Genomic DNA, 26,552 nt, shown 5'->3' with positions numbered 1-26,552 from the left:
GCAGCAGCCCCGTTAGAGGTCGCGGTTGTACGCCGCGCCAAGCCGGGCGGGGGAGCGGGTCTTTTGCAGCAGGTGTTTGGCGGGCACGGTCTCCAAGGTTGGTTCCCCCCCGCGCGGGCCCCGGGGGTTGGGCCCGCTCTTTGATATTTACAGGATAGCACAGAAAAGGGGTTGTAGCAGTCGCCCATGGCCCCCGGGCTCACCGCCCCGGTCTGCCGCTTGGCCGCCAGCTCCTGCCGCAGCAGGGGGATGGCGTTCTCCTTGGCGCGCACCCGGTCGAAGTCGTCGATGCGGTAGCATTCGCTGCGGCTGTCGCAGTAGATGCAGCCGTGGCAGCAGCCCCGGTAGAGGTCGCGGTTGTACGCCGCGCCAAGCCGGGCGGGGGAGCGGGTCTTTTGCAACAGGTGTTTGGCGGGCACGGTCTCCAACGGCGGTTCCCCCTCGCGCGGGGCCCGGGCCGAGGGCCTGTCTTACCCTTGCAGTATCGCACAGAATACCGGCGGCAGTCTGTCCGGTATGGGGGCGCGGCAAAAAAGAAGGGCTGTCGCAGTGCGGCAGCCCCGTTCTCTTCTCTATGAACTTGTCTTGTAAAAATTGTGGGATCGCCCGTGCCAGGGAGTTTTTTGATGGCCACCTCTTTTGGGAGAGGACGGTGTCAAATACCCACATACGGCCGGTATTCGCCTTTTATAAAGCACTGCACGAAAACGCTGGGTCAGGATCGCTCCCTTGCTCGGCGGTTTGGACGCCGGGGGTCAGGTCTTACACAGAAACTTCTCTGCACCGCTGCAGAGGGCCGGTAAAACAAACACTTCAAGGGGCTGGACGTTTGTCGTGCGCAGGATACAAATCAATCGGCGCATTCTCGCGCTTTGGTTCGCTTTGGGGAACTGTGAAGTCACACGCTGGGTGATCGGTCGAGGGTCACCAGGACAAACCGCCGAGGGAACTCACAGAGAAACGAGCAAAGACGCGGCACGGGCAATCACCACAATGCTGTGGGTCAAACTGCTGCACTGGAATCTCCTCCATTCTGTCTGTCATTCTGCTTCCCTATTGCACCTTCAGTATATTCGATTGGCCGCCGGAAGTCCATTTGCATTTTCGTTAAAGTGATTGCCTGGTTTTTGTGCAAGATGGTCGATTTATTTAGAAGGTGTGAACAAACAGAGAAGGGGCTGTCAACATTTGGACAGAAAAGAGGGGCGGGCCCAAAACGGCCCGCCCCTCTGAGAAGACGGTTATTGGGGTCGATGTCCCGCTCCCTCTGGCGGCGGGCAGGGCCCGGCGGAGGGGCAGCCCCCGCAGCCGCCGCCCTGTCTGCCCGCGCAGCCGGAACAGCCGGCGCAGCCCCCGCCCCGCCGCTTCTGGCGGCGCAGGAAAAAGACGACGGCGGCCACGCAGAGGGCCAGCAGCCCCAGGACCACCCAGTCAGCAACGCTCATGAAAAACACCTCCCAAGAGAAATCAGCGGATGAAGAGACTGCCCACCTGGTAGATCAGCAGGGCGACCACATAGGCCGCGCCGGTCTGGTAGAGGGAGGCCAGCAGCGCCCCGCGGGTGCTGCCCAGCTCCCGCCGCTCGGCGGCGAAGGCGGCCACACAGGGCATGTAGAGGACGGTGAAGGCCAAAAAGGAGAAGGCCGACAGGGGGGTGAAGATGGTCCCCAAGATCTGGCCCAGCTGGGCGCCGCTCTGGGCCCCGGTGAGAACGGTGAGGGTGCTGACCACCGTCTCCTTGGCGGTGATGCCGGTGATCAGGGCGGTGGAAGCCCGCCAGTCCCCAAAGCCCAGGGGGGTGAAGAGGGGGGCGATGAAGGAGCCGATGGAGGCGAGGATGCTGTCGGCGCTGTTTTGCACCGCGTTGAGCCGCCAGTCGAAGCTCTGCAAGAACCAAATGATGATGGCCGCCAGGAAGATGATGGTGAAGGCCTTGCGGATGAAGTCCTTGGCCTTTTCCCACATGTGCAGGGCCACGCTCTTGGCCGAGGGGATGCGGTAGGCCGGCAGCTCCATCACAAAGGGGACCGGCTCGCCCTGAAAGAGGGTGCGCTTGAGCAGCAGCCCCGAGAGAACGGCCACCAGGATGCCGGTGAGGTAGAGGGAGATCATCACCAGCGCCCCGTTTTTGGGGAAGAAGGCGGCGGTGATCATGGCGTAGATGGGCAGCTTGGCGCTGCAGGACATGAAGGGGGTGAGGACGATGGTCATCTTCCGGTCCCGCTCGCTGGCCAGGGTGCGGGTGGCCATGATGGCGGGCACCGAGCAGCCGAAGCCGATGAGCATGGGCACGAAACTGCGGCCGGAGAGGCCGATCTTGCGCAGCAGTTTGTCCATCACAAAGGCCACCCGGGCCATGTAGCCGCTGTCCTCCAAGATGGAGAGGAAGAAGAACAGCAGCACGATGATGGGGAGGAAGGAGAGGACGCTGCCCACCCCCACGCAGACCCCGTCGATGAGGAGGGAGCGCAGCCAGTCGCTGACCCCCACCCGCACCAGCAGGTCGCCAAAGGCGGCGGTGGCGGCGGCGATCCCCTCCTCCAGCAGCCCCTTGAGGGGCTCGCCGATGACCCCGAAGGTCAGCCAGAAGATGAAGAACATGATGCCGAAGAAGATGGGGATGCCCAGGTACTTGTGGGTCAGCAGCCGGTCGATCTTTTCAGAGCGGATCTGCTCGTGGGTCTCCTGGTGCTTGATGACGCAGTCGGCGCAGATTTTTTCGATGTAGCTGTAGCGCATGTCCGCCAGGGCGGCCTCCCGGTCGGTGCCCAGGTTGCGCTCCATCTGGTGGATGATGTGGTGGACGATGTGGTACTCCTCCCCGCGCACCCCCAGGGCCTCGTGCATCGGCTTGTCGCCCTCCACCAGCTTGGTGGCGGCGAAGCGCAGCGGGTAGCCGGCGGCCTTGGCCTGGTCCTCGACGATGTGGGCGATGGAGTGGATGGCCTTGTGCACCTCGCCGGTGCAGAAGTCCAGCTTTTCCGGCGGCGTCGGGTTTTTGATGACCTTGCCCACCTCGTCGAGCAGGTCGGATATCCCCTCTTTTTTCGAGGCGGAGATGGGCACCACCGGCAGCCCCAGGTGCTCGCTGAGCTTTGGCACGTCGATGGAGTTGCCCGAGGCCCGCACCTCGTCCATCATGTTCAGGGCGATGACCATGGGGATGCGCAGCTCCATCAGCTGCAGCGTCAGGTAGAGGTTGCGCTCGATGTTGGTGGCGTCGACGATGTTGATGATGGCCAGGGGGTTTTCCTTTAAAATAAAGTCCCGGGTCACCACCTCCTCCGAGGTGTAGGGGGAGAGGGAGTAGATGCCCGGCAGGTCCACCAGCACCGCGTCCCTCTGGCGCTTGATGGTGCCCTCTTTCTTCTCCACCGTCACCCCGGGGAAGTTGCCCACGTGCTGGTTGGCGCCGGTAAGGGCGTTGAAGAGGGTGGTCTTGCCGCAGTTTTGGTTGCCCGCCAGGGCCAGCAGATGGCTCATCTGCCCCACCTCCCCCTGCGGCGCTCCGCCGGTCTGCCGCCTGCCTCCGCCGGTTCGGGGCGGCGCTCGGCGGCGCGGGGGAGGGCGGTTTCCCCCACCCCCTCCACGGCGATGTTGGCCGCCTCCTCCTTGCGGATGGTCAGCACGTAGCTGCGCAAAAACAGCTCGATGGGGTCGCCCATGGGGGCGATCTTGCGCACCGAGACCCGGGTGCCGGGGGTCAGCCCCATGTCCAGCAGCCGGCGGCGGAGGACCCCCTCGCCCCCCACCTGGGTGATGACGCCCCCCTGCCCCGGTGCCACTTTGTCCAATGTCATACCTGCACTTCCCCTCTTCACACGTCACTAAGTTAGTCTCTGCTTACAGCATACTATTGCCTGTCGGCATTGTCAAGAAAAAGGGAAGCTGTCTGTACAATTTTCACAACTTTTTTTGAAAGCGGGCTTGCAAGGGGTTTCCGGGTTGGACAAACGGCGCGGCGGGTGTCATACTTGCAAAAAAGGCCGGCCCCTGCGGCCGGCGAAGGAGGAGTGAAAACGGTGAAACAGGTCTGTTTCAAAAACGCCAACATCGTGGACGTCTTGGAGGGCCGCTGCTTTGCCGGCGACGTGCTGGTGGAGGACGGCAGGATCGCCGCGGTCGGGGAGGTGGGCCCCCTGCCCGAGGGCTGCCAGGTGGTGGAGATGGGCGGCCAGTACCTGGCCCCCGGCGCCTTCAACTGCCACACCCACATCACCATCAGCAGCGACGCCGACATGGGCCTCATCGGCGGCAGCGACGCCCGGCTGACCCTGCTGGCCATCAAGAGCTTGCAGGGCTTTCTCAAGGCGGGGGTCACCTTCATCCGGGACGTGGGCGGCTACTCGGGCATCGACATCCTGCTGCGCGACGAGATCCGCGCCGGGCGGGTGCAGGGGCCGGACATGCTCGCCTGCGGCCGCTGCATCTGCATCACCGGCGGGCACAGCTGGACCCTCTGCGGCCTGCAGGCCGACGGGGCGGAGGAGATGCGCAAGGCCACCCGGGACCAGCTGCGGGCCGGGGCCGACTGGATCAAGGTCATCGCCACCGGCGGCATCATGACCAAGGGGGTGGAGCCCGGCGCCCAGCAGATGGATTTAGAGGAGATGGAGGCCGTGGTCAGAGAGGCCCACAAGTGCGGGGCCAAGGTCTGCTCCCACGCCCAGGGGGCCTCGGGCATCCGCGACTCGGTGCGGGCGGGCATCGACTCCATCGAGCACGGCTGCTACCTGGACGGGGAGACCATCGGCCGGATGGTGGAGCAGGGCACCTGGTTTTGCCCCACCCTGGCGGCCAGCCACTTCATCCTCTACGGCGACAGCCCGGTCAAACAGCCCGACTACGTCATCCGCAAGACCAAAGAGGTCATCGACTCCCACATCCGCTCCTTCAAAGACGCCTATGCCGCCGGGGTCAAGATCTGCATGGGGACCGACGCGGGCACCCCGTCCAACCCGCCGGAAAACAGCTGCAGCGAGTACGTGCTGATGGTGGAAAAGGGCGGCCTCACCCCCCTCGAGGCGCTGCGCATCGGCACCATCGAGTCGGCCAAACTCTGCGGGGTGGAGGACAGCCTGGGCTCCATCACCCCGGGCAAGCGGGCCTGCTTTGCCGTCTACCGGGACGACCCGCTGCAAACCATCGCCACCGTCACCGACAACCGGATGACCATCAAGGACGGGGAGATCGTCTACCGGGCCTAGCGCCGGGGAAAAGCCTCCCTCTCAGGGGGCGGAGCGAGGGGCTCCGCCCCCTTTTTATACAGGGCGGGGGGTCGACAGGCGGGGGGGAGAGGATACCCTATGTGTACTTTTTGCGGGCGGTCGACCGGCCCGCCCGCCCTGGGAGAAAGGGAAAAACAGGCGATCGCCTGCCGGAGCATCCAGCCGCCCGACTGCGCCGCATCGCCGTCGATACCCGAAAGGCTGGCCAGTTCACAGGGAGCCCAAAAGGGGCCGCCCACTTCGGGCAGAGCTACCTGCTCTCCTGCCCGCTGCGGCAGAGCTATACCTGCGTGGCCCTGCGGGAGGGCCGGCCGGTGGGGGCCATTGTGGGCTCCGACTGCCGCAAGGGCAGGAAGCGGTGGCACGGGGGGACTTCCTCTCGCGCCCTCCGCCACACCGTCCCCCTCCTCTTCGACCGCTCTTTTCGCAGGGGGAACGGGGAGTGGGCGGGCCACGGCTAGACCCTGGCCGCCCTACACCGGGCGGTCGACTGCCCCTTTGACGCCGAGCTCTCCCTCTTCCCCGTGGACGAGAGCTGCCGCGGCCTGGGCATCGGCAACCAGCTCTACCGGCATTTGGGGGAGCACTCTGCCGGCGGGGGGATCGAGCGCTTCTGCGCCCACACCGACACCGGCTGCAACCACCGCTTTTGCGGGGCGCAGGGGCTGCAAAAGCTGGCCGAGGCCGCGACCGAATTCTCCTGCGCCGGGGTCGAAAAGGTGACCGCCTTTGTCTGCGGGCAGAAAAAATGGGGTCGCCTGCACAAAATGCCCCCTTCTTTTTTGACGAAAGTTGCAATTGGTAAAGCGAAAGGCCTTGACAGGGGACCAGGGCTTTGCTATACTCAATGTAAAGAAAAACACTTTACACGCTGATGGCCCAGTGCCGGGCCTCCGGCGTGTCTTTTTGAGAGGGGGGAGCGGCCCGTGTCCAAAAATTTGGAGATCGCCCTGCTGTGCGACTTTTACGGGGAGCTGCTCACCGAGAAGCAGCGCGACTGCATCGTCCTCTACTACGACCAGGACCTCTCCCTGGGCGAGATCGCCGAGAACACCGGCATCACCCGCCAGGGGGTGCGCGACTCCATTAAGAGGGGGGAGGCCACCCTGCTGGAGATGGAGGAGAAGCTGGGCCTCTGCCGCCGCTACCGCCAGATGTACCAGGGGCTGGAGCGGATCACCCAGGAGGCCAAGAACATCTCGCTGCTCAACGACAACTACAACTCCTCCGCCGAGATCGAGCGGTCGGTCAAGGCAATATTGGAGACCGTCAAAGAGATCGGCGAATAGGGAAAAGGGGGAAACACCGTGGCCTTTGAAGGACTGTCTGAAAAGCTGTCCGCCGCCTTTAAAAAGCTGAAGCAGAAGGGCAAGCTGGGGGAGAAGGACGTCAAGACCGCCATGCGGGAGGTCCGCCTGGCCCTGCTGGAGGCGGACGTCAACTACAAGGTCGCCAAGCAGTTTGTGGACGCGGTGACCGAGCGGGCGGTGGGCGCCGCCGTCTTCGAGAGTTTGACCCCGGCCCAGCAGGTCATCAAGATCGTCCACGAAGAGCTCATCTCCCTCATGGGGGGGGAGGTCAGCCGGCTGCACATCCCCTCCAAGCCGCCCTGCGTCATCATGATGTGCGGCCTGCAGGGCTCGGGCAAGACCACCCACTCGGGCAAGCTGGGCAAGCTGCTCAAAAGCCAGGGGCACCGCCCGCTGCTGGTGGCCTGCGACGTCTACCGCCCGGCGGCCATCAAACAGCTGCAGGTGGTGGGCGAACAGGCCGGGGTCCCGGTCTTTGAGATGGGGCAGGGCGACCCGGTGGAGATTGCCAAAAAGGCCCTGGCCCACGCCAAGGACTACGGCAACGACATCGTCATCCTCGACACCGCCGGCCGGCTGCACATCGACGAGGCCCTGATGGCCGAGTTGGCCGCCATCAAGGCGGCGGTCGGGCCCGACGAGATCTTGCTGGTCATCGACTCCATGACCGGCCAGGACGCCGTCTCGGTGGCCGAGAGCTTCAACCAGCTGCTGGAGATCACCGGCGTGGTGCTCACCAAACTCGACGGCGACACCCGGGGCGGCGCGGCCCTCTCGGTCAAGGCGGTCACCGGCAAGCCCATCAAGTTTTCGGGCACCGGCGAGAAGCTGGACGACCTGGAGCCCTTCTACCCCGACCGCATGGCCTCCCGCATCCTGGGGATGGGGGACGTGCTCACCTTCATCGAAAAGGCCCAGACCCAGTTCGACGAAAAGCAGCAAAAGGCCATGGAGGAGAAGTTCCGCAAGAACAAGTTCGATTTGGAGGACATGCTCGTCCAGCTCGACCAAATGCGGAACATGGGCAGCCTGCAGCAGATCGTGAGCATGCTCCCCGGGGGGATCGGAAACAAGCTCAGCGGGGCCGACCTGGACGACCGCCAGATGGACCAGGTGCGGGCCATCATCTGCTCCATGACCCCGGCCGAGCGGGCCAAGCCCAAACTCATCAACCCCAGCCGCAAGCGGCGCATCGCCGCCGGCAGCGGCACCCGGGTGGAGGACGTCAACCGCCTGCTCAAGCAGTTCGAGACCATGAGCAAGCTGATGAAGCAGTTCAGCCGCCCCGGCAAGCGGCGGCGGATGATGCCCTTTATGTAACCCCTGTGTAACCACATGTAACCTTTGTGTAACCTTTTTTATTGGTAGATTCCGGCCCGGGAGACCGGCCGGTGCTATAAAAGAGCGCGGCCTTGCAGCCGCCGACCCCATTTATTGCACAGCAATAAAGAGAACAACATCATTGGAGGAATTGTATCATGGCAGTGAAAATCAGACTGCGCCGGATGGGCGCCAAGAAAGCCCCCTTTTACCGCATCGTCGTGGCCGACTCCCGCTACCCCCGCGGCGGCCGCTTCATTGAGGAGCTGGGCTACTACGACCCGACCAAAGACCCCAAAGTGGTGAAGATCGACATGGAGAAGGCCCAGAAGTGGATCGCCAACGGCGCCCAGCCCACCGACACCGTCAAGAGCCTGCTCAAACAGCAGGGCGCCGAGTAATTTTGCCCGAGGAGGTCTGTGGCATGGAAGAACTGCTCATCACCCTGGTGACCGGCCTGGTCGAGGACAAGGCCGCCGTCCAGGTGCAGAAGGACGAGCCCAATGAAGAGGGCGTCACCGTCTACCACATCCACGTGGCGGCCGACGACATGGGCCGGGTCATCGGCAAGCAGGGGCGGATCGCCAAGGCCATTCGCACTGTGATGCGGGCGGCCGCTGTTCGCGTCGGCGAAAAGGTCCAGGTGGACATCGACTAGGGAACTTCACACCGTAGGGAAAGCGAGGGCGACTTTGCTTTCCCTACTGCCTTTGTGGGGCCGCCTCTGGCGCGGCCGAGGGAGGACGAGATGAAACAGGATTTGGAAGTGGGGAAGATCGTCACCACCCACGGGGTGCGCGGCGAGGTGCGCATTCAGCCCTGGTGCGATTCGCCGGACTTTCTGCTGGGCTTTGAGCGGCTCTTCACCGAGGGCCGGGCCGAGACCCTGCAAATCGAGCGCAGCCGGGTGCACAAAAACGTGGTGGTCTGCAAGTTCGAGGGGATCGACACGGTGGAGCAGGCCACCCGCTACATCGGCAAGGTCCTCTACATGGACCGGGGCGACGTGCAGCTGCCCGAGGGCAGCTTTTTCGTGCAGGACCTGGTGGGCCTGACGGTGCGGGACGCCGACACCGGCGAATGCTACGGCACCCTCTGCGAGGTCAGCCAGACCGGGGCCAACGACGTCTACCACATTGAAAAAGAGGGGCGCATCACCCTGATCCCCGCCATCAAAGAGGTGGTGCTGACCATCGACCTGGCCGCCGGGGAGATGCGCATCCGCCCGCTGGAGGGGCTGTTTGAATGATGACGATCGACATCGCCACCATCTTCCCCGAGATGGTGATGGCCGTTTTGGGGGAGTCGATCATCGGCCGGGCCATGGCCGACGGGCTGGTGGACATCCGCTGCCACAACATCCGCGACTACACCCTGGACAAGCACGGCCGGGTGGACGACTACCCCTACGGCGGGGGGATGGGGATGGTGATGCAGCCCGAGCCCATCTTCCGCTGCTTTGAGGCGGTCTGCGCCCAGCGGGGGGGGCGGCCCAAGGCGGTCTACATGTCGCCCCAGGGGCGGGTCCTCACCCAGCAGGTGAGCCGGGAGTACGCGGGGGAGGGGTCCCTCTTTGTCCTCTGCGGGCACTACGAGGGGGTGGACCAGCGGGTCCTCGACGAGATCGTCGACGAGGAGATCTCCCTGGGGGACTTTGTCCTCACCGGGGGGGAGATCGCCGCCATGGCCTTTGTGGACTCGGTGGTGCGGCTGTGCCCGGGGGTCCTCTCCAGCGAGGACTGCTTCACCGAGGAGAGCCACTGGAACGGGCTGCTGGAGTACCCCCAGTACACCCGCCCGCCAGTCTGGCAGGGCAGGGAGGTGCCGCCGGTCCTCCTCTCGGGGCACCACGCCAACATCCAGCGCTACCGGCGGGAAGAGGCCCTGCGCAACACCTGGGAAAAGCGCCCCGACATGCTGCAAAAAGCCCCCTTGGACGGGGCGGATCGGGCCTTTTTAGAGGCCCTGGAAGCGCCCGGCGGGGAGTGGGAGGAGACGGTATGATCGGCACCCTGATCAACGTGGGCACGGTGCTGCTGGGCACCGGCGTCGGCTTCCTCTGCAAAAAGGGGATCCCCCAGCGCATCGAGGACGCGGTGATGAAGACCATGGGGCTGGCGGTCGTCCTCATCGGCCTCACCGGCACCCTGGGCGCCATGGGCCGGGTGGAGGGGGGCGCGGTCTCCTTCGACGGGGGGCTGCTCCTCCTAGTCAGCCTGGTGCTGGGGGTGTTGGCGGGGGAACTGCTGAAGATCGACGACCGGCTGGGCCGGTTCGGCGGCTTTGTGGAGCGCAAACTCAAGATCAAGGGCTTTGCCCAGGGGTTCGTGCCGGCGGCGGTCATCTTCTGCGTGGGGGCCATGGCCATCCTCGGGGCGCTGGAGGAGGGGCTCACCGGCGACTACAGCATCCTCTTGGTCAAGAGCACCCTCGACCTGGTCTCGGCGGCGGTCCTCACCGCCTCCCTGGGGCCCAGCGTGGGCTTTGCCGCCCTGGCGGTCCTCCTCTACCAGGGGGCGCTGACCCTGGGGGCCGGGGCCCTGGCCCCCCTGATGACCGACGCCCTCATGGGGCAGATCTCCATGGTGGGCAACGCCATCATCCTGGTCATCGGCATCAACTTCCTCTTTGGCGAGCGGATCAAAACGGCCAATTTGCTGCCCGCCATCTTTGTACCGCCACTGTACAACCTGCTGATGATGTTTATAAAAATGTAGAAATGTTGTACAAAGCCCGTCGCCGGGAAAGTGGCGGTATTATCGCAAAAGCAGAAAATCCCCTCTAGCTGCTGACAAATCCCATGGGGATTGCTATAATGAGGTCGTTTGAAAATCGCAGTGTATCCAAAATGTCCCGGCACACGGCCGGGGGAAGTCAGCCACACCGCCCCAAGACAAGCGGGGGCAGAATTTACGGACAAGGAGTCTATCGCTATGTTTGTGAAAGATGTTGTTGTAGAAAACCAGGTCGGTCTGCACGCCCGCCCGGCCACCTTCTTTATTCAGAAGGCCAACGAGTTCAAGTCCTCCATCTGGGTCGAGAAGGACGAGCGCCGGGTCAACGCCAAAAGCCTGCTGGGCGTCCTCTCCCTGGGGATCGTGGGGGACACCGCCATCCGCATCCTGGCCGACGGCAGCGACGAGCAGCAGGCCGTTGAGGCCCTGGTGGCCCTGGTGGAGTCTGGCTTTAAAGAGTAGGCATTTGGGATATGCGATCGGGCGCCGCCGGGCCTTTCCGGCTGCGCCTTTTTTGCGTCTTTGCAGAGCGGGAGGAGGAGCGCCATGACACTGGAACAGCTGCGGCAGAAATCCCATCAGCTGCCCCTGGAGCCGGGGGTCTACATCATGAAGGACAAGACCGGCAAGGTCATCTATGTGGGCAAGGCCAAAAAGCTGAAAAACCGGGTTTCCAGCTACTTCATGGCGGTGGAGAGCCACCTGCCCAAGGTCTACCAGATGGTGATGCACGTCAACGACTTCGACTTCATCGTCACCCAGAGCGAGTTCGAGGCCCTGGTGCTGGAGTGCAGCCTCATCAAGCAGTACAGCCCCAAGTACAACATCCTCTTGAAGGACGACAAGGGCTACCACTACATCAAGATCACCCCCGGCGACTGGCCCGACATCCAGGCCGCCAAGCAGAAGATCGACGACGGCAGCACCTATATCGGCCCCTACACCAGCTCCTTCATCGTCACCCAGAGCGTGGAGCTGGCCAAAAAGGCCTTTCTGCTGCCCAGCTGCAAAAAGCGCTTCCCCCAGGACATCGGCCGGGAGCGTCCCTGTCTCAACTACCACATCAAGCAGTGCTGCGGGGTCTGCACCGGCAAGATCAGCCAGGCCCAGTACCGGGAGATGGTGGACCGGGCCATCGCCTACATCACCACCGGGGCCGACAAGATCATCAAAGACCTGCAGGCGGAGATGCAGCGATACAGCGAGAACCTGGAATTCGAGAAGGCCGCCGCCGTGCGGGACCAGCTGCAGTCGCTGCAGCGGCTAAACGAGCGGCAGAAGGTGGTCTTTGAGAGCAAGGTGGACATGGACGCCATCGCCCTGGCCAAGGGGGAGGGAAAGGTCTGCGTGGTGGTCCTCAAGTTCCGCCAGGGCCGCCTCTCCGACAAGGACGAGTATCTATTAAAGGACGACGGCGCCCCCGCCGACATCCTCAACGAATTTGTGGCCCGCTACTACACAACCCGCGCCGACCTGCCCAAGGAGGTGCTGCTGGAGCTGGAACTGCCCGACCGCCCTCTCATCGAGCAGCTGCTGAGCGAGCGGCGGGGGAGCAAGGCCGAACTGCTGATCCCCCAGCGGGGGGAGAAGCTGCGGCTGGTGAAGATGGCCTACGACAACGCGGTCACCGGCATCTCCTACCGCAGTCGCCGCCCGGCGCGGGAGATTGCCGCCCTGGACGAGCTGGCCAAGCTGCTGGGGCTGGAAGAACCCCCCGCCTATATCGAGAGTTATGACATCTCCAATCTGGGGGAAAGCTACAAGGTGTGCGGGATGGTGGTCTTCAAGGACGGCCGCCCCTACCGCCGGGCCTACAAGCGCTTCAAGATCCAGACGGTGGTGGGGCAGGACGACTACTCCTCCATGAAAGAGGCCCTCACCCGCCGGCTGACCCGGCTGAAAAACGGCGACGCCGACGAGGGCTTTGCCACCACCCCCGACCTGATCCTCCTCGACGGCGGCAAGGGGCACGTCTCGGCCATCCGCCCCCTGGTGGCCGAGATGGGGCTGCAGATCCCGGTGTTCGGGATGGTCAAGGACCAGAAGCACCGCACCCGGGCCATCGCCCTGGACGGTTCGGAGGTGGCCCTCTCCTCCTTCAAGGCGGCCTTCAAGCTGGTCACCACCATCCAGGACGAGGTGCACCGCTACGCCATCTCCTACCAGCGCAAGCTGCACAAGAACTCGGCCCTCAAGTCGGAGCTGACCAACATCCCCGGGGTGGGGGAAAAGCGGGCCAAACAGCTGCTGGGGGCCTTTCAGTCGCTGGAGGAGATCTCCCTGGCGCCGGTGCAGGTGCTGATGGACCGGGGCAAGCTGCCCAAGAGCGCCGCCCTGGCCGTCTACAACTACTTCAATGGGAAGTAGTGCCAGCCCCTGCAAAGGCTGTCGAAAAAACTTGACAACCCCTTTCCCATTCGGGATAATATGAACAGTAACAGGAGAGAGCGGACGGGGGGGGCGGGGGCGGCCGCGCCCCCCCCCCCCCCCCCCCCCCCCCCGCCACGAGGAATCTGCCATGAGAGTCATTACCGGAACGGCCCGGGGCGTCAAGCTGGAGACGGTCCCCGGGCAGGATGTCCGCCCCACCGCCGACCGGGTGAAGGAGGGGCTGTTCAGCGCCATCCACTTTGAGCTGCCCGGCCGCACCGCCCTCGACCTCTTTGCCGGCTCTGGCCAGCTGGGGATCGAGGCCCTCAGCCGGGGGGCCAGCCTCTGCGTCTTTGTGGACCAGGACCGCCGCAGCCAAGAGGTGATCAAGCGCAACGTCCAGGCCGCCAAGGTGGCCGAGCGGGCCCGCGTCATCCAGGCCGACGCCCTGGCCTATCTGGCCCGCTGCCGGGAGCGCTTTGACTTCGTCTTTGTCGACCCCCCCTACCACTGCGGCCAGTACGGCGAGATCCTCGCCGCCCTGGCGCCGGTGCTGGCCCCCGGCGGCAAGGTGCTGGTGGAGGGCGAGCGGGACCTGCCCTTGGAGGAGAGCTACGGCCTCCTCCTCAAACAGAAGAGCTACCGCTACGGCAAGACGGTCATCTCCCTCTACCAGAAGGGGGAGGAGTAGATGCGCACCGCCCTCTGCCCCGGCAGTTTCGACCCCATCACCAAGGGCCACCTGGACATCATCCTGCGGGCCTCCCGCCTCTTTGACCGGGTGGTGGTGCTGGTCTCGGTCAACCCCGACAAGCGCACCGCCTTCTCGGTGGAGGAGCGGGTGGAGCTGATCCGGGCGGTCACCGGCGACCTGGCAAATGTCGAGGTGGACGCCTACCAGGGGCTACTGGTGGACTACGCCCGGCAGGTGGGGGCCACCGCCTCCATCCGCGGCCTGCGGGCCGTCAGCGACTTTGAGTACGAATTTCAGATGGCCCTGGCCAACAAAAAGCTCGACCCCCAGCTGGAGACCATCTTCCTCAACACCAATTCCAAGTACATGTACCTCAGTTCCAGCCTGGTCAAGCAGATCGCGGCCTTTGGCGGCGACATCGACGACTTTGTCCCCCAGGCGATCATCGAGCCCATCAAACAGCGGTTGAGTAAAGGAGTGTCAAAATGAACATCGACGAGATTTTGGATTTGCTGGACGAGGCCCTGGAGGATGCCTGGACCCTGCCCCTCTCCGGCGGCCGCCGGGTGGTGGACATTGAGAAGATGCGGGAGCTGACCGACGACATCCGCCTCAACCTGCCGGCCGAGGTGCGCCAGGCCAAGGCCATTGTCAACGACCGGGCCGAGATCATCTCCACCGCCAAGAAGGAGGCGGCCTCCATCGTCAAAAAGGCCGAGGACAAGGCCCGCGCCATCGTCAACCAGGACGACCTGACCAAGGCCGCCCAGCAGAAGGCGGCCGAGATCATCAGCCAGGCCCAGATGCAGGCCCGGGAGATGCGGCAGGCCGCCACCGAGTTTGCCGACAACCTGATGAAGAGCACCGAGCAGTTCCTGGTGGCCTCGATGGAGGAGGTCAAGGAGACCCGCACCAAGCTGCGGGGCCGCAAGAAATAGCGCCTGTTCTGCCCGCGGTCGCGCGGGAGGGGCGGCCTGCCGGTACCAGCCGCCCTGCCCCGCTGTGGTCGGGAGAGGGAGGAGAGGAGGGGGGGCTTTGCAGGCAATCGCCCTTTCCGCCTGCGGCAACTTCTGCCGGGTGGTAAACCCCCATTTGGAGAGGGAGCCGTTCCCGCTTTTTCGATCCCACCCACGGGGAAGGGGGCGGAGCGCCGCCGCCGTGCGGAGGGCATCTCGCCGGTACCGGGCAGTGGGGTGGAGAGGAGGGGGGGAAGTCACCTCTGAACGGCCGTCTTTGCGCGCTTTTGCGGTAAACCGCTTTGGGGGGAGAAGGCGGTCCAGGGGGAGAAATATGCCCTGTGTTTTCCGGGCACGCCCGGCCAGAAAAAAAGGGGGCAGCTCTCGGGTGCCCGCGCAGCCCCCTCTCTCCCGGCAAAGGAGGCGCTCTCTCCTAGCGAAGGGGCGCGCTCTCTCCTGGCAAAGAGGGCGCACAATCCCGGCAAGAGGGCGCACAATCCCGGCAAGGGGGCGCTCTCTCCTGACAAAGGGGGCGCTCTCTCCTGACAAAGGGGGCGCTCTCTCCTGACAAAGGGGGCGCTCTCTCCTGACAAAGGGGGCGCTCTCTCCTGACAAAGGAAGTGCTCTCTCCTGGCAAAGGAAGTGCTCTCTCCTGGCAAAGGGGTGTGCACAATCCTGACAAAGGGAACGCTCAGTCCTGGCAAAGGGGACGCTCTCTCCCGGCAAAGGGGGCGCTCAATGCCCCCTTTGCCTCTCTAAAAGAGGAGAGACCTCTCCCTCCTTCCACCGGCGACCCTGCTCCCCACTTTCCCCCACCGCCCGAGGGAGAGAGGAAAGGACTGGAAAAGCGCGCACAAAAAAGAGAAGTTGTTCTGTCGTTTTTGTGAAAAACAACCTGAAAAAACGGCGGTTAAGGAAACAATTGGAAATGTAAACATTCCAAAAAAACGAGCCCGGCCCTTGATTTTTGAGGGGACGGGCCCTATAATAGGTTCAAGTGGTGAAAAGTGGTGGAAAAAGGCACGAAACACCACAAAGGGGGTGAGGAGATGCTCATCGGGGAGTACAGCCACAACATCGATCCCAAGGGGCGGATGATCTTTCCGGCCCGGCTGCGGGACGATCTGGGGGTGCGCTTTGTGGTGACCAAGAGCCTGGGCGACGCCTGTCTGGCCGCCTATTCCTACGAAGAGTGGAACCTCCTCGCCGAAAAGATCAAGGGTCTGCCCATGTCCAAGGCCCGGCCCTTCCAGCGCATCCTCTTTGCGGGCGCGGTGGAGTGCGAGCCGGACAAGCAGGGGCGGATCCTCCTGCCCGCGGCCTTGCGGGAATACGCCGGGCTGGAAAAGGACGTGGTGGTGGTCGGCGCCTCCAACCACGCCGAGATCTGGGACAAGTCCCGCTGGGATGCGGAGTGCGCCAAACTCGATTCCGACGACATCGCCGGGATCATGGACGAGCTGGGCTTCTAGCCCGCAGAGGGGGGAGAGAGCCGGTGGAATTTTCCCACAAGCCGGTGCTGCTGGGGGAGTGCCTGGAAAACCTGGCCATCGACCCCGCCGGCATCTACCTGGACGGCACAGCCGGCGGCGCCGGCCACTCGCAGGAGATCGCCAAGCGGCTCACGACCGGCCGGCTCATCGCCCTGGACAAGGACCCCGACGCGGTCAAGACCGCCAGTGCGCGGCTGGCCCCCTACCCCTGCGCCCAGGTGGTGCAGGAGGACTTTAAAAACGCCGCCCCCGCCCTGGACGAGCTGGGCATCAAGGCCATCGACGGCGCCCTGCTGGACCTGGGGGTCTCCTCCCACCAGCTGGACACCCCCGCTCGGGGGTTTTCCTACCGGGCGGACGCCCCGCTGGACATGCGGATGAGCCAGTCCGGCCTCTCGGCCTACGACGTGGTCAACGGCTATTCCCCCGAAGAACTGACCCGCATCCTCTTCGCCTACGGCGAGGAGAAGTACGCCCGGCAGATCGCCCGCAAGATCGAGCGGCTCCGGGAACAGCACCCCATTGAAACCACCGCCCAGCTGGTGGAAGCGGTCAAGTCGGCCCTTCCACCCGCGGTGCGGCGAAAAGAGAAAAACCCTGCCCGGCAGACCTTTCAGGCCATCCGCATCGAGGTCAACGGGGAGTTTGAGAGCCTGGCCGCCGGGATGGAGGCCATCTTTGACCGGCTGGCCCCGGGCGGGCGCTTCTGCGTCATCACCTTCCACTCCCTGGAGGACCGGATGGTGAAGCGCCAGTTTGCCAGTTGGACGGTGGGCTGTACCTGCCCGCCCGACTTTCCCGTCTGCGTCTGCGGCAAGAAGCCGCGGGGCAGGCTGATTTGCAAGAAACCCATCACCGCCACCCCGGAGGAGCTGGCCGAGAACCCGCGCAGCCACAGCGCCAAGTTGCGGGTCATCGAAAAGCTGCCGGAGGCGGGCGGGCCCATTCCCACAGAGAGAGGATGAAGTGATCGTGCGAAATACCAGCGAGGCGCAGGCCTACGACCTGTCGCTCTTTGAAAACCGGGAGCCCCGGATGCGGGTCATCAAGAACGAGAAGCCCCTGCCCCAGAAAAAGAGCACCCCGGCGGCCAAGATCCTGCTGGCAGCGGTGATCGTCATCCTCGCGGGGATGATGCTCTACTCCCGGGTGCAGTTGGTGGAGCTGGGGGACGACCTGCGGGCGGCCAAGACCGAACTGGAGAGCACCCGGAGCGAGACCACCCGGCTGAACATGCAGGTGGAGAGCAAGATGTCCCTCGCCCACGTGGAGGAATACGCCCAGAACACCCTGGGGCTGGTCAAGGTGGACAACCAGCAGGTCGAGTACGTCAGTCTCAACCAGGAGAACAAGGTCTATGTGGCCAAAAACGACTCCCCGGCCAAGGGCATCCTGGGGACCATCGGCAGCAAAATAAAGGAATACCTGGGCCTTTAATCCAATAGGAATGAGTTGAGAGGGTTGAGAGAAAATCTTGACCCTTTTTTTGGCAAAGGGGGCAGAGAGCTGCACTATGAAACCGACGAAAAAGATGCACATGCGGGTCTATATCATCCTCTTTTTGGTGGTGATCATCGGCTTTGGCACCGTGTTCGGCAGCCTGGTGAATATACAGATCTTCAAGGGGAAGGAGTACCGCGACCTGGCCAGCGAACAGCAGCTGCGCGACACGGTCATCAACCCCACCCGGGGCGACATCACCGACCGCAACGGCAACGTCCTGGCCACCTCCAACACGGTGTGGAACGTCATCCTCTCCCCCAACGACATCAAAGACGACGCCCAGAGGGAACTGATCGCCTCCGGGCTCTCTGCCATTTTAGAGGTCGAGAAGGACGAGATCCTCGAGAAGAGCCACAAGAGCAACTTCCACGAGTACCTCAAGAAAAAGGTGGACAAAGAGACTGTCGACAAGGTGCTCCAGTTTGCCAGCGACAACAAGATCGGCGCCATCTACACCGCCGAGGACACCAAGCGCTACTACCCCTACGGCAACTTCTGCTCCACCGTGCTGGGCTTTGTCGGCAGCGACAACCAGGGCCTGGCCGGGGTCGAGAGCTACTACGACAAATTCCTCACCGGCACCCCGGGGCGGGTGGTCTCGGCCAAGAACGCCCGCGGCACCGAGATGGATTTCGAGTACGAGAAGATCTACGACGCGGTGCAGGGCAACACGGTGGTCCTCACCATCGACGAGGTCATTCAGCACTATCTGGAGAAATACCTCCAGGAGGCGGTGGACGAACACCACGCCTCCGAGCGGGGCGGCGGCATCGTCATGAACGTCAAGACCGGCGAGATCCTCGCCATGGCCACCAAGCCCGACTTTGACCCCAACGAGCCGATGGAGCTCTACGACCCGGCCGCCCAGGAGCGGGTGGCCAATTTGGAGGGGGACGAACTCAAGACCGCCCTCGCCAACGAGCGCTCCCGCCAGTGGCGCAACAAGGTCCTCAACGACCTCTACGAGCCCGGCTCGGTCTTTAAACCCATCACCGCCTCCGCCGCCCTGGAAGAGGGGGTCGTGGACCAGAACAGCAGCTTTTACTGCCCGGGCTACTACATGGTCGCCGGGCGGATGATCAAGTGCGCCAGCTACGCCAAGGGCGGCCACGGGCAGCAGAACTTCATGGAGATCATGAAGAACTCCTGCAACCCCGGCTTCATGATGACCGCCGAAAAGCTGGGGGCGGAGAAGTTCGCCACCTACTTCAAGGCCTTCGGCTTCACCGAAAAGACCGGCATCGACCTGCCCGGCGAGGCGCAGAGCATCTACCACGAGACCTTCAGCGCCGTGGATCTGGCCTCCAGCTCCTTTGGCCAGACCAACTCGGTGACCCCGCTGCAGATGGCCACCGCCATGTGCGCCGTGGTCAACGGCGGGCACCTCTACCAGCCCCACGTGGTCAAGCAGATCCAGGACAAAGATGGCAACGTGGTGGAAAACTACGAGCCCACCGAGGTGCGCCAGGTCATCAGCGAGTCCACCTCCAAGCAGATCGCCGAGATTATGGAACACGTCATCGCCGACCCCAACGCCTCGGGCAAAAACGCCTATGTCAAGGGCTTTCGCATCGGCGGCAAGTCCGGCACCTCCCAGAAGTTGAGCTCCGGGCAGGAGTCGTCCTACGTGGCCTCCTTCCTGGCCTTTGCCCCGGTGGACGACCCCCAGATCCTGGTGCTGATGTTCCTGGACGAGGCCCACTCCTACAGCATCTACGGCTCCTCGCTGGTGGCGCCGTCGGTGGGCAAGCTGATGGCGGACATCCTGCCTTACATCGGCATCGACCCCCAGTACGAGGAGGGGGACGCCGCGGCCATGGTGTCGGCCCCCAAGGTCACCGACAAGACGGTGGAGGCGGCCGAGACCGACCTGCGGGCCAAGGGCTTCAAGTACAACAAGGTCGGGAATGGCGACTCGGTCGTCAAGCAGTACCCGGCGGCCGGCACCGCCATCCCGGCGGGCTCCACCATCACCCTCTACACCGAGGAGGACGCCGAGCAGACCATGACCCGGGTGCCCAACCTGGTGGGGATGTCGGCCTCCACCGTCAACCAGGTGGCCACCAACGCCAAGATCAACATCAAATTTTCCGGCGGCGGCTCGGACAACACCGGCTCGGTCTCGGTGGCCCAGTCGGTGGCCGAGGGGGAGGAAGTGCCCATCGGCACGGTGGTCACGGTGGAGCTGCGGGATAAGACCGTCAGCGACGACACCGGCGACTAGCCCCCAAAAAAGACGGCCCGCTTTGCATTGGCGGGCAAAATGGAGTATACTATTTACTTTTAGAGGGGCCTTTTCGCCCCCCCAAAGGCCGGCCTCTCCGCCCCCCGCTTGGCGGGGCCGGGCGGGGGCGGCCAGACCCGGAAATCCAAAACGGTTGGAGGCAGTAGCGCAATGGTTTTAGCAGAACTCTTACAGGCGGCGGGGCTGCCCGCCCCGGCCGCTGCCGGCGACGCCCAGGTGGCGTCGGTGGTGTCCAACTCCCGCAAGGCGGTGGAGGGCAGCGTCTTTTGCTGCATCGTCGGCGGCAGCGCCGACGGCCACGACTTTGCCGCCCAGGCGGTGGAGAAGGGGGCGGTCTGCGTGGTGGCCCAGCGGGATCTGGGGCTGCCCTGCCAGCTGCTGGTGGAGGACACCCGCGCGGTCTACGGCGCCCTCTGCGCGGCCTTCAACGGCTTCCCCGCTGACCGGCTGAAGATGATCGCCGTCACCGGCACCAACGGCAAGACCACCGTCACCACCCTCATCAAGCAGGTGCTGGAGTACACCGGCGCCAAGGTGGGGCTCATCGGCACCATTCAAAACGAGATCGGCGAGGTGAAGCTGCCGGCCAAATTCACCACCCCCGAGCCCGACGACCTGCACGGCCTGCTGGCCAACATGTGCCGGGCGGGGTGCGAGTACGCGGTGATGGAGGCCAGCTCCCAGGCGCTGGACCAAAACCGGCTGGCCGGGGTCACCTTTCAGGTGGGGGCCTTCACCAACCTCTCCCAGGACCACCTGGACTACCACGGCACCCTGGAAAACTACTTTCAGGCCAAGGCCAAACTCTTCGCCCAGTGCCGGCGGGCGGTCACCAACCTCGACTGCCCCTACGGCCGCCGCATCCCTCAGCTGACCGACATCCCGGTGCTGACCTGCTCGGCCCAGGGGGAGGCCGATTTGACGGCCAGCGACGTCTGCCAGCGGGCCGACGGGGTCTCCTTCACCCTCTGCTACCGGGGGGAGCGCTGCCCGGTGGACATCAAGATGCCCGGCCTCTTTTCCGTCTACAACGTCCTGAGCGTGGCCGGGGTCTGCCTCTCCCTGGGGCTGCCCCTGGCGGTGGTGGCCAAGGGCCTGTGCCACTGCAAGGGGGTCTACGGCCGGGCGGAGGTGCTCTACAGCGGCGACTTCACCGTCATCTGCGACTTCGCCCACACCCCCGACGCCCTGCAAAACCTGCTGGAGACCATCAAGCCCTTTGTCAAGCGGCGGCTGATCGTCCTCTTCGGCTGCGCGGGCAAGCGCGACCGCACCAAGCGCCCCAAGATGGCGAACACGGTGGCCGACTTCGCCGACTTGATGGTCATCTCCTCGGACAATCCCCGGGACGAGGACCCCTATGTGATTTTGGAGGACACCGTCGCCGGGGTGCGGGACCGGGGCGTCCCCTACCACCTGGAGGTGGACCGCTACTACGCCATCCGCTGGGCCATCGACGAGGCCGGGCCGGGGGACGTGGTGGTCCTCTGCGGGAAGGGACACGAGAACTACCAGGCCATTGACACCTGCACCGTCTACTTCGACGAGCACGAGATCGTCAAGCGGGCCCTGGAAGAGAGGAGGGAGCGCCCATGAAACCACTGCGCCTGCAGGCCATCGCCGAGGCCATCGGCGCCTCGTACACCGGGGAGCTGACGGTCTCCGACATCAGCAGCGACACCCGCGCCATCGGGGAGGGGAGCCTCTTCGTGGCCATCCGGGGGGAGCGCTTTGACGGCCACGCCTTTGTGGCCCAGGCATTCGAAAAGGGGGCGGCGGCCGCCGTCCTCTCCGACCCGGCCTTTGCCGTGGAGGGCAGACCCTGCCTGGTCTGCCCCAACACCCTGGACGCCATGATCCAGATCGGCGGGCTCTACCGCCAGCTCTTTGACGTGCGCTGCGTGGGGGTCACCGGCAGCGTGGGCAAGACCACCACCAAGGAGATGCTCTACGCCGCCCTCTCCCCCTTTGGCAAGACCCTCAAGACCGAGGGCAACCAGAACAACGAGATCGGGATGCCCTGCACCCTCTTTGGGCTGACGGACGACACCCGGCTGGCGGTCATCGAGATGGGGATGAGCGGCTTTGGCGAGATCGAGCCCATGACCCGGGCGGTGCGCCCCGAGGTGGCGGTGCTCACCAACATCGGCGTCTCCCACCTGGAGAAGCTGGGCACCCGGGAGAACATCCTCGCCGAGAAATTGAGCATCACCCGGGGGCTGCAGGGGGTGCGCACCCTGGTCCTCAACGAGGACAACGACCTGCTCTCCACCGTGGAGCGGGCCGACGGCGCCCGGCGGATCATCCGCATCTCCCTGTGCGACCGGGACGCCGACATCTGGGCCGACGCCCTCTCTTCCGACACCGACCGCACCCACTTTGTGGTACACTATGCCGATGGCGCGGCCTACCCCGCCTGCATCCCCTGCCTGGGGCAGCACAACGTCTACGACGCCCTGCTGGCCCTGGGGGCGGCCGAGGCCTTTGGCTTTGAGCGGGCGGCGGCGGTGGCGGGGCTGGAGGACTACCAGACCGCCGGCATGCGCCAGCGGGTGAAGAAGCTGGCGGGCATCACCGTCATCGAGGACTGTTACAACGCCAGCCCTGACTCGATGCGGGCCAGCCTCGCCCTGCTGGGGCAGAATTTCGGCGGCGCCCGCAAGGCCGCCGTCCTGGCCGACATGCTGGAGCTGGGCGAGCGCTCGGCCCAGATGCACCGGCAGGTGGGCAGGGACGCGGCGGCCGAGGGGATCGACGCCCTGTTTTGCTACGGGGAGCAGGCCCGGCTGATCGCCGAAGGGGCGAGGGAGGCCGGCTGCAAGGCGGTTTTCTGCTTTGACGAAAAGGACCGGCTGGCCGAGGAGCTCTGCCGCTGGCTGGCCCCCGGGGACTGCGTTTTGGTCAAGGGCAGCCGGGGGATGAAGCTGGAAGAGGTGCTGGAGATCGTCTACGGGGCGATGGAGTGAGCTGATTTGGAATAGAAGCCGGAAAAAACGGGCAAAAAGAGAGGAGAAGGCGGCGCCCTGGGCGCTGCCGGGAGGGAAGCAATGAGTCAACTACCAGTGGTATTGGCGGCGGTGTCCGCCTTTGTCATCACCGCCGTCACCGGGTATTTTTTGATCCCCTTTTTAAAGCGGCTGCACTACGGCCAGACCATCAAGGAGATCGGCCCCACCTGGCACAAGGACAAGGGCGGCACCCCCACCATGGGGGGCATCATGTTCATCATCGGCATCGTGGTGGCCACCGCCCTGGGGGCCTGCACCCTGTTTTGGGGGGATAAGACCGCCCTGCAGACGGTGGGCGCCCAGCAGTGGAGCCGGCTGATCTACGGCATTTTGATGGCCCTGGGCTTTGGGTTCGTCGGCTTTTTGGACGACTACATCTCGGTGGTGAAAAAGCGCAACATGGGGCTGCGGGCGCGGGAGAAGTTCCTGCTGCAGCTGCTCATCGGCGCGGTCTACCTGATGGCCCTCTACTTCTCCGGCAGCCGCTCCACCGCCCTGCGCGTCCCCTTCTTCGGCGCGGTGGAACTGGGTTGGCTCTACTGGCCGGTGGCCCTCTTCATCATTGTGGGTACGGTCAACGCCGTCAACCTCACCGATGGTATCGACGGGCTCTCGGGCTCGGTGACCTTTGTGGTGGCCCTGGGCTTCCTGGTCCTCTCGGGGATCTTGGGCTATGCCGGGTTCACCCTGCTGGCCGCGGCGGTGGCCGGCGGCTGCATCGGCTACCTGCTCTACAACTTCCACCCCGCCAAGGTCTTTATGGGGGACACCGGCTCCCTCTTTTTGGGGGGCATCGTGGTGGCCATGGCCTTTGGCATCGGGCTGCCGGTGGTGCTGGTCTTCACCGGGATCGTCTACATCTGCGAGACCCTCTCGGACATCATCCAGATCGGCTGCTACAAACTGACCCACAAGCGGGTCTTCAAGATGGCCCCCATCCACCACCACTTCGAGATGAGCGGGTGGAGCGAGGTCAAGATCGTGACGGTCTTTTCCCTGGTGGCCCTGGCCGGCTGTGTGCTGGCGGTCTTCTGGGTGCTGGGGATGTGAGAGAAGAGCGGACAGTGTGAGCGGCGGCGTTGCCCGCCGGTGTGAGAAATGGGGTGATCGCGGGTGAAAAAGCGGAACCGGGAACTGCGCAAGCAAATTCGCGAGGAGCGGGGGAGCGGCGGCCAGGCCGTCCGGAAATCCGGCCAGATGGACACCACCTTTTTGGTGTTGGTGCTGGTGCTGGTGGTCTTTGGGCTGGTGATGCTGTTCTCGGCCAGCTACGCCTTTGCCTACTACAACTACGGCAACTCCTTTCACTTCATCCTCCGCCAGGGCATCTTCGCCGTGGGCGGGGTCACCATGATGCTGGCCATCTCCAAGATCGACTACCACATCTACGAGAAGTTCAGCTACATCCTCATCGGCCTCTCGGTGGTGCTCCTGATCGTGGTGCTCTTTATGGAGCCCCTCAACAACGCCCGCCGCTGGATCAACCTGGGCTTCACCACCTTTCAGCCCTCGGAGGTGGCCAAGTTCGCCGTCATCGTCCTCTTTGCCCACCTGATCAACGTCAACTACAAGCGGCTGCAGACCTTCCGCTACGGGGTGCTGCCCTTTATGGCGGTGCTGGCGGTCATCTGCGGGCTGATGGTGCTGGAGCCCCACCTGTCGGGCACCATCCTCATCGTCACCATCGGCTTCACCATGATGTTTGTCGGCGGCACCGGCACCAAGTGGTTCGTCATGGGCGGGGTGGCCATCGTCGGTGCGCTGGCCTTCCTCCTCCTCTTCACCCCGCTGCTGGAACACGCCATCCCCCGGCTGGAGATGTGGCAAAACCCCTTCATCGACAAGCAGGGCGACGGCTGGCAGACGGTGCAGTCGCTGCTGGCCATCGGCTCGGGCGGGGTGTTCGGGCTGGGGCTGGGCAACTCCCGCCAGAAGCACCTCTACGTGCCGGAGCCCCACAACGACTTCATCTTCTCCATCCTCTGCGAGGAGTTGGGGCTGGTGGGGGGGCTGATCGTCATCATCCTCTTCATCCTGCTGGTGGTGCGGGGCTTTGCCATCGCCATGAAGGCCAAGGACAAATTCGGCAGCATGCTGGCGCTGGGGCTGACCTTCCAGGTGGGGCTGCAGGCGCTGCTCAACATCGCCGTGGTCACCAACACCGTGCCCAACACCGGCATCTCCCTGCCCTTCTTCAGCTACGGGGGCACCTCGCTGCTGATGCTGCTGGGGGAGATGGGGATCGTCCTCTCGGTCTCCCGGCACGCCAACATCGAGAAAAAATAGCCGTTTGCCGCGAAAGGGGCGGCGGGCCCCGCTGTCTGGGGCCCGCCCAGCGCCTTTCGCGCTTTGGCATTTTCAAAGGCCCTTTTCACCGGGCCGCGAAAAGCCGCCGTCTGGGGCGGCAGAAAGTGGAGAAAGTGAAGCTATGCGCGTACTCTTAGCGGGCGGCGGCACCGCCGGGCACATCAACCCGGCCATCGCCATCGCCAACACCATCAAAAAGCACCACCCCGACGCCGAGATCGCCTTTGTGGGCAACAAGGGCTCGATGGAGGAGCGGCTGGTGGGCAGGGAGGGCTACCCCCTCTACACCATGAAGGTGCTGGGCTTCCGGCGCTCCTTCTCGCCGGGCAACATCGCCCACAACCTGCAGGCCCTGGGCTGCCTGGCGGCCTCGCCCGGCCGCTGCAAAAAGATCCTCAAGGACTTTGCCCCCGACCTGGTGGTGGGCACCGGCGGCTATGTGGCCGGCCCCATCCTGCAGGCGGCGGCCAAGCGGGGGATCAAGACGGCCATCCACGAGCAAAACGCCTTCCCCGGCATCACCAACAAGCTGTTGGCCAAAGAGGTGGACAAGGTCCTGCTGGCAGTGCCCGAGGCCCAGCGGTTTTTGCAGCCCAAGGGGGACTGCGTGGTCACCGGCAACCCCATCCGGGAGAGCGTGCTGCTGGCCATGCCCAAGGAGAGCCGGGCCCACTACCAGCTGGAGGGGAAGATTTGCATCCTCTCCTTCGGCGGCAGCCTGGGGGCCCGCCCCCTCAACGAGGTGGTGGCCGACTTGATGGCCTACACCCAGAAGCACTGCCCCAACGTCTGCCACATCCACGCCTACGGCGGGAGCGGGCGGGACGCCTTTGTCGCCCGGCTGCGGGCGGGCGGGGTCGAACTGCCCCGGCCGGGGCTGGACTGCCGGGAGTACATAGAGGACATGGACCGCTGCCTGGCGGCGGCGGACATCGTCATCTCCCGGGCAGGGGCCATCACCCTCTCGGAGATCGAGGCGGCGGGGAAGGCGGCCATCCTCATCCCCTCCCCCTACGTGGCCGAGAACCACCAGTTCAAAAACGCCCAGGTGCTGGAGCGGGCGGGCGCCGCCGCCATCATTGAGGAGAAGGACCTGACCGGCCCGGCCCTCATCGCCAAGGTGCGCTCCCTCATCGAGCACCCCGAGACCATCGAGGCCTGGGGCCGGGCCAGCAGCAAGCTGGCCATTGTCGACGCAAACGAGCGCATCTACCGGGAGCTGGCGGAGCTGCTGGCCCGGTAGCATCCCGCCCGCCGTTTTTGCCCCGCTTTTTGCGAAAATGAGCCGCCCAAACGGCGAAATCACACAAAATCCACCCCGGGCATACCCTGGTGCATACCCCCTGCAAGAGGGGGACAGCACTGGCGGAAAGGGATGGTTTT

Annotated in this window: 27 protein-coding genes and 1 pseudogene; 24 read left to right on the top strand and 4 right to left on the bottom strand. The window is 64.4% G+C overall.

Going from position 1 to position 26,552, the window contains the following annotated elements; genetic code table 11:
• The 4 genes and pseudogenes from ACTNAU_RS09800 to ACTNAU_RS09785 all read right to left on the bottom strand — a co-directional run.
• Positions 1 to 419, bottom strand: a pseudogene (locus ACTNAU_RS09800) (hypothetical protein); the annotation flags it as partial.
• An 822-nt stretch (positions 420 to 1,241) separates the two neighbouring features.
• Positions 1,242 to 1,445 carry a FeoB-associated Cys-rich membrane protein gene (locus ACTNAU_RS09795; protein WP_441098319.1) on the bottom strand — a complete coding sequence of 68 codons (204 nt, stop codon included), beginning with the start codon at positions 1,443 to 1,445 and terminating at the stop codon, positions 1,242 to 1,244.
• A gap of 22 nt (positions 1,446 to 1,467) precedes the next feature.
• A complete protein-coding gene (gene feoB, locus ACTNAU_RS09790) occupies positions 1,468 to 3,483 on the bottom strand; it encodes a ferrous iron transport protein B (RefSeq protein ID WP_441098317.1) in 2,016 nt (671 codons plus the stop codon).
• Positions 3,480 to 3,800: a FeoA family protein gene (locus ACTNAU_RS09785; protein WP_441098315.1), complete on the bottom strand. Its 321-nt coding sequence runs from the start codon at positions 3,798 to 3,800 to the stop codon at positions 3,480 to 3,482. Before ACTNAU_RS09785 ends, feoB begins: the two co-directional genes overlap by 4 nt.
• Before the next feature lie 222 nt (positions 3,801 to 4,022).
• Here ACTNAU_RS09785 and ACTNAU_RS09780 point away from each other — a divergent pair, with 222 nt between their 5' ends.
• The 24 genes from ACTNAU_RS09780 to murG all read left to right on the top strand — a co-directional run bounded on the left by ACTNAU_RS09780 (position 4,023) and on the right by murG (position 26,412).
• Positions 4,023 to 5,207: a metal-dependent hydrolase family protein gene (locus ACTNAU_RS09780; RefSeq protein ID WP_216402090.1), complete on the top strand. Its 1,185-nt coding sequence runs from the start codon at positions 4,023 to 4,025 to the stop codon at positions 5,205 to 5,207.
• A 101-nt stretch (positions 5,208 to 5,308) separates the two neighbouring features.
• Positions 5,309 to 5,689 (top strand): hypothetical protein, encoded by a 381-nt coding sequence (locus ACTNAU_RS09775; RefSeq protein ID WP_441098313.1) that lies wholly within the window; start codon positions 5,309 to 5,311, stop codon positions 5,687 to 5,689.
• A 63-nt stretch (positions 5,690 to 5,752) separates the two neighbouring features.
• The gene (locus ACTNAU_RS09770; RefSeq protein WP_441098311.1) at positions 5,753 to 6,103 is read left to right on the top strand and encodes a hypothetical protein; all 351 of its coding nucleotides are present in this window, start codon (positions 5,753 to 5,755) and stop codon (positions 6,101 to 6,103) included.
• Positions 6,104 to 6,154: 51 nt separating this feature from the next.
• Positions 6,155 to 6,517: a YlxM family DNA-binding protein gene (gene ylxM, locus ACTNAU_RS09765; protein WP_059003921.1), complete on the top strand. Its 363-nt coding sequence runs from the start codon at positions 6,155 to 6,157 to the stop codon at positions 6,515 to 6,517.
• Positions 6,518 to 6,535: 18 nt separating this feature from the next.
• Positions 6,536 to 7,858, top strand: a complete 1,323-nt coding sequence (ffh, locus tag ACTNAU_RS09760) for a signal recognition particle protein (protein WP_185916595.1) — start codon at positions 6,536 to 6,538, stop codon at positions 7,856 to 7,858.
• Positions 7,859 to 8,016: 158 nt separating this feature from the next.
• Positions 8,017 to 8,259, top strand: a complete 243-nt coding sequence (gene rpsP / locus ACTNAU_RS09755) for a 30S ribosomal protein S16 (RefSeq protein WP_185916596.1) — start codon at positions 8,017 to 8,019, stop codon at positions 8,257 to 8,259.
• Positions 8,260 to 8,282: 23 nt separating this feature from the next.
• On the top strand, positions 8,283 to 8,516 hold the full coding sequence (locus tag ACTNAU_RS09750; RefSeq protein WP_059003917.1) for a KH domain-containing protein: 234 nt from the start codon (positions 8,283 to 8,285) through the stop codon (positions 8,514 to 8,516).
• A 90-nt stretch (positions 8,517 to 8,606) separates the two neighbouring features.
• Positions 8,607 to 9,107 carry a ribosome maturation factor RimM gene (rimM, locus tag ACTNAU_RS09745; protein WP_185916597.1) on the top strand — a complete coding sequence of 167 codons (501 nt, stop codon included), beginning with the start codon at positions 8,607 to 8,609 and terminating at the stop codon, positions 9,105 to 9,107.
• Complete coding sequence (trmD, locus tag ACTNAU_RS09740; protein ID WP_441098320.1) at positions 9,107 to 9,862, top strand: tRNA (guanosine(37)-N1)-methyltransferase TrmD; 756 nt, start codon at positions 9,107 to 9,109, stop codon at positions 9,860 to 9,862. Before rimM ends, trmD begins: the two co-directional genes overlap by 1 nt.
• Complete coding sequence (locus ACTNAU_RS09735) at positions 9,859 to 10,575, top strand: DUF554 domain-containing protein (protein WP_216402093.1); 717 nt, start codon at positions 9,859 to 9,861, stop codon at positions 10,573 to 10,575. The genes trmD and ACTNAU_RS09735 overlap by 4 nt, the downstream gene beginning before the upstream one ends.
• Positions 10,576 to 10,791: 216 nt before the next feature.
• Positions 10,792 to 11,055, top strand: coding sequence for an HPr family phosphocarrier protein (locus tag ACTNAU_RS09730; RefSeq protein WP_021661156.1), 264 nt, complete (start codon positions 10,792 to 10,794; stop codon positions 11,053 to 11,055).
• An 84-nt stretch (positions 11,056 to 11,139) separates the two neighbouring features.
• Entirely contained in the window at positions 11,140 to 12,960 is a 1,821-nt protein-coding gene (gene uvrC, locus ACTNAU_RS09725; RefSeq protein WP_441098308.1) for an excinuclease ABC subunit UvrC, read from the top strand.
• 151 nt (positions 12,961 to 13,111) lie between these two features.
• Positions 13,112 to 13,654, top strand: a complete 543-nt coding sequence (rsmD, locus tag ACTNAU_RS09720) for a 16S rRNA (guanine(966)-N(2))-methyltransferase RsmD (protein ID WP_441098306.1) — start codon at positions 13,112 to 13,114, stop codon at positions 13,652 to 13,654.
• Positions 13,655 to 14,146: a pantetheine-phosphate adenylyltransferase gene (coaD, locus tag ACTNAU_RS09715; protein ID WP_021661160.1), complete on the top strand. Its 492-nt coding sequence runs from the start codon at positions 13,655 to 13,657 to the stop codon at positions 14,144 to 14,146.
• The gene (locus ACTNAU_RS09710) at positions 14,143 to 14,595 is read left to right on the top strand and encodes a hypothetical protein (protein WP_021661161.1); all 453 of its coding nucleotides are present in this window, start codon (positions 14,143 to 14,145) and stop codon (positions 14,593 to 14,595) included. Before coaD ends, ACTNAU_RS09710 begins: the two co-directional genes overlap by 4 nt.
• Positions 14,596 to 15,662: 1,067 nt before the next feature.
• The gene (gene mraZ / locus ACTNAU_RS09705) at positions 15,663 to 16,085 is read left to right on the top strand and encodes a division/cell wall cluster transcriptional repressor MraZ (protein ID WP_021661164.1); all 423 of its coding nucleotides are present in this window, start codon (positions 15,663 to 15,665) and stop codon (positions 16,083 to 16,085) included.
• A 23-nt stretch (positions 16,086 to 16,108) separates the two neighbouring features.
• Positions 16,109 to 17,071 (top strand): 16S rRNA (cytosine(1402)-N(4))-methyltransferase RsmH, encoded by a 963-nt coding sequence (gene rsmH / locus ACTNAU_RS09700; RefSeq protein ID WP_256136220.1) that lies wholly within the window; start codon positions 16,109 to 16,111, stop codon positions 17,069 to 17,071.
• Between the two features lies 1 nt (position 17,072).
• Positions 17,073 to 17,543 (top strand): hypothetical protein, encoded by a 471-nt coding sequence (locus ACTNAU_RS09695; RefSeq protein WP_185916603.1) that lies wholly within the window; start codon positions 17,073 to 17,075, stop codon positions 17,541 to 17,543.
• Between the two features lie 76 nt (positions 17,544 to 17,619).
• Positions 17,620 to 19,833, top strand: a complete 2,214-nt coding sequence (locus tag ACTNAU_RS09690) for a penicillin-binding transpeptidase domain-containing protein (RefSeq protein WP_185916604.1) — start codon at positions 17,620 to 17,622, stop codon at positions 19,831 to 19,833.
• 171 nt (positions 19,834 to 20,004) lie between these two features.
• Positions 20,005 to 21,450 carry a UDP-N-acetylmuramoyl-L-alanyl-D-glutamate--2,6-diaminopimelate ligase gene (locus tag ACTNAU_RS09685; RefSeq protein ID WP_185916605.1) on the top strand — a complete coding sequence of 482 codons (1,446 nt, stop codon included), beginning with the start codon at positions 20,005 to 20,007 and terminating at the stop codon, positions 21,448 to 21,450.
• On the top strand, positions 21,447 to 22,820 hold the full coding sequence (locus ACTNAU_RS09680; RefSeq protein ID WP_441098302.1) for a UDP-N-acetylmuramoyl-tripeptide--D-alanyl-D-alanine ligase: 1,374 nt from the start codon (positions 21,447 to 21,449) through the stop codon (positions 22,818 to 22,820). Before ACTNAU_RS09685 ends, ACTNAU_RS09680 begins: the two co-directional genes overlap by 4 nt.
• A gap of 81 nt (positions 22,821 to 22,901) precedes the next feature.
• Positions 22,902 to 23,912, top strand: coding sequence for a phospho-N-acetylmuramoyl-pentapeptide-transferase (mraY, locus tag ACTNAU_RS09675; protein ID WP_185916607.1), 1,011 nt, complete (start codon positions 22,902 to 22,904; stop codon positions 23,910 to 23,912).
• Between the two features lie 63 nt (positions 23,913 to 23,975).
• The gene (gene ftsW, locus ACTNAU_RS09670; RefSeq protein WP_353653972.1) at positions 23,976 to 25,148 is read left to right on the top strand and encodes a putative lipid II flippase FtsW; all 1,173 of its coding nucleotides are present in this window, start codon (positions 23,976 to 23,978) and stop codon (positions 25,146 to 25,148) included.
• Positions 25,149 to 25,290: 142 nt separating this feature from the next.
• Positions 25,291 to 26,412 carry an undecaprenyldiphospho-muramoylpentapeptide beta-N-acetylglucosaminyltransferase gene (gene murG / locus ACTNAU_RS09665; RefSeq protein ID WP_185916608.1) on the top strand — a complete coding sequence of 374 codons (1,122 nt, stop codon included), beginning with the start codon at positions 25,291 to 25,293 and terminating at the stop codon, positions 26,410 to 26,412.
• The last annotated feature ends 140 nt before the right edge of the window (positions 26,413 to 26,552 follow it).

The sequence above is a fragment of the Bittarella sp. HCP28S3_D9 genome (assembly GCF_052065655.1).
GTDB classification, from domain to species: Bacteria; Bacillota; Clostridia; order Oscillospirales; family Ruminococcaceae; genus Bittarella; species Bittarella massiliensis.
This window is presented reverse-complemented; position numbering and strand designations above follow the sequence as displayed.

Coding starts and splice junctions, on each gene's coding strand:
- ACTNAU_RS09710 (WP_021661161.1), top strand. CDS start 14,143: ATGAACATCGACGAGATTTTGGATTTGCTGGACGAGGCCCTGGAGGAT.
- ACTNAU_RS09685 (WP_185916605.1), top strand. CDS start 20,005: ATGGTTTTAGCAGAACTCTTACAGGCGGCGGGGCTGCCCGCCCCGGCC.
- ACTNAU_RS09680 (WP_441098302.1), top strand. CDS start 21,447: ATGAAACCACTGCGCCTGCAGGCCATCGCCGAGGCCATCGGCGCCTCG.
- rpsP (WP_185916596.1), top strand. CDS start 8,017: ATGGCAGTGAAAATCAGACTGCGCCGGATGGGCGCCAAGAAAGCCCCC.
- rsmD (WP_441098306.1), top strand. CDS start 13,112: ATGAGAGTCATTACCGGAACGGCCCGGGGCGTCAAGCTGGAGACGGTC.
- trmD (WP_441098320.1), top strand. CDS start 9,107: ATGACGATCGACATCGCCACCATCTTCCCCGAGATGGTGATGGCCGTT.
- ACTNAU_RS09785 (WP_441098315.1), bottom strand. CDS start 3,800: ATGACATTGGACAAAGTGGCACCGGGGCAGGGGGGCGTCATCACCCAG.
- ACTNAU_RS09735 (WP_216402093.1), top strand. CDS start 9,859: ATGATCGGCACCCTGATCAACGTGGGCACGGTGCTGCTGGGCACCGGC.
- uvrC (WP_441098308.1), top strand. CDS start 11,140: ATGACACTGGAACAGCTGCGGCAGAAATCCCATCAGCTGCCCCTGGAG.
- ACTNAU_RS09730 (WP_021661156.1), top strand. CDS start 10,792: ATGTTTGTGAAAGATGTTGTTGTAGAAAACCAGGTCGGTCTGCACGCC.
- ACTNAU_RS09750 (WP_059003917.1), top strand. CDS start 8,283: ATGGAAGAACTGCTCATCACCCTGGTGACCGGCCTGGTCGAGGACAAG.
- feoB (WP_441098317.1), bottom strand. CDS start 3,483: ATGAGCCATCTGCTGGCCCTGGCGGGCAACCAAAACTGCGGCAAGACC.
- ACTNAU_RS09795 (WP_441098319.1), bottom strand. CDS start 1,445: ATGAGCGTTGCTGACTGGGTGGTCCTGGGGCTGCTGGCCCTCTGCGTG.
- ACTNAU_RS09690 (WP_185916604.1), top strand. CDS start 17,620: ATGAAACCGACGAAAAAGATGCACATGCGGGTCTATATCATCCTCTTT.
- mraZ (WP_021661164.1), top strand. CDS start 15,663: ATGCTCATCGGGGAGTACAGCCACAACATCGATCCCAAGGGGCGGATG.
- coaD (WP_021661160.1), top strand. CDS start 13,655: ATGCGCACCGCCCTCTGCCCCGGCAGTTTCGACCCCATCACCAAGGGC.
- murG (WP_185916608.1), top strand. CDS start 25,291: ATGCGCGTACTCTTAGCGGGCGGCGGCACCGCCGGGCACATCAACCCG.
- rimM (WP_185916597.1), top strand. CDS start 8,607: ATGAAACAGGATTTGGAAGTGGGGAAGATCGTCACCACCCACGGGGTG.
- mraY (WP_185916607.1), top strand. CDS start 22,902: ATGAGTCAACTACCAGTGGTATTGGCGGCGGTGTCCGCCTTTGTCATC.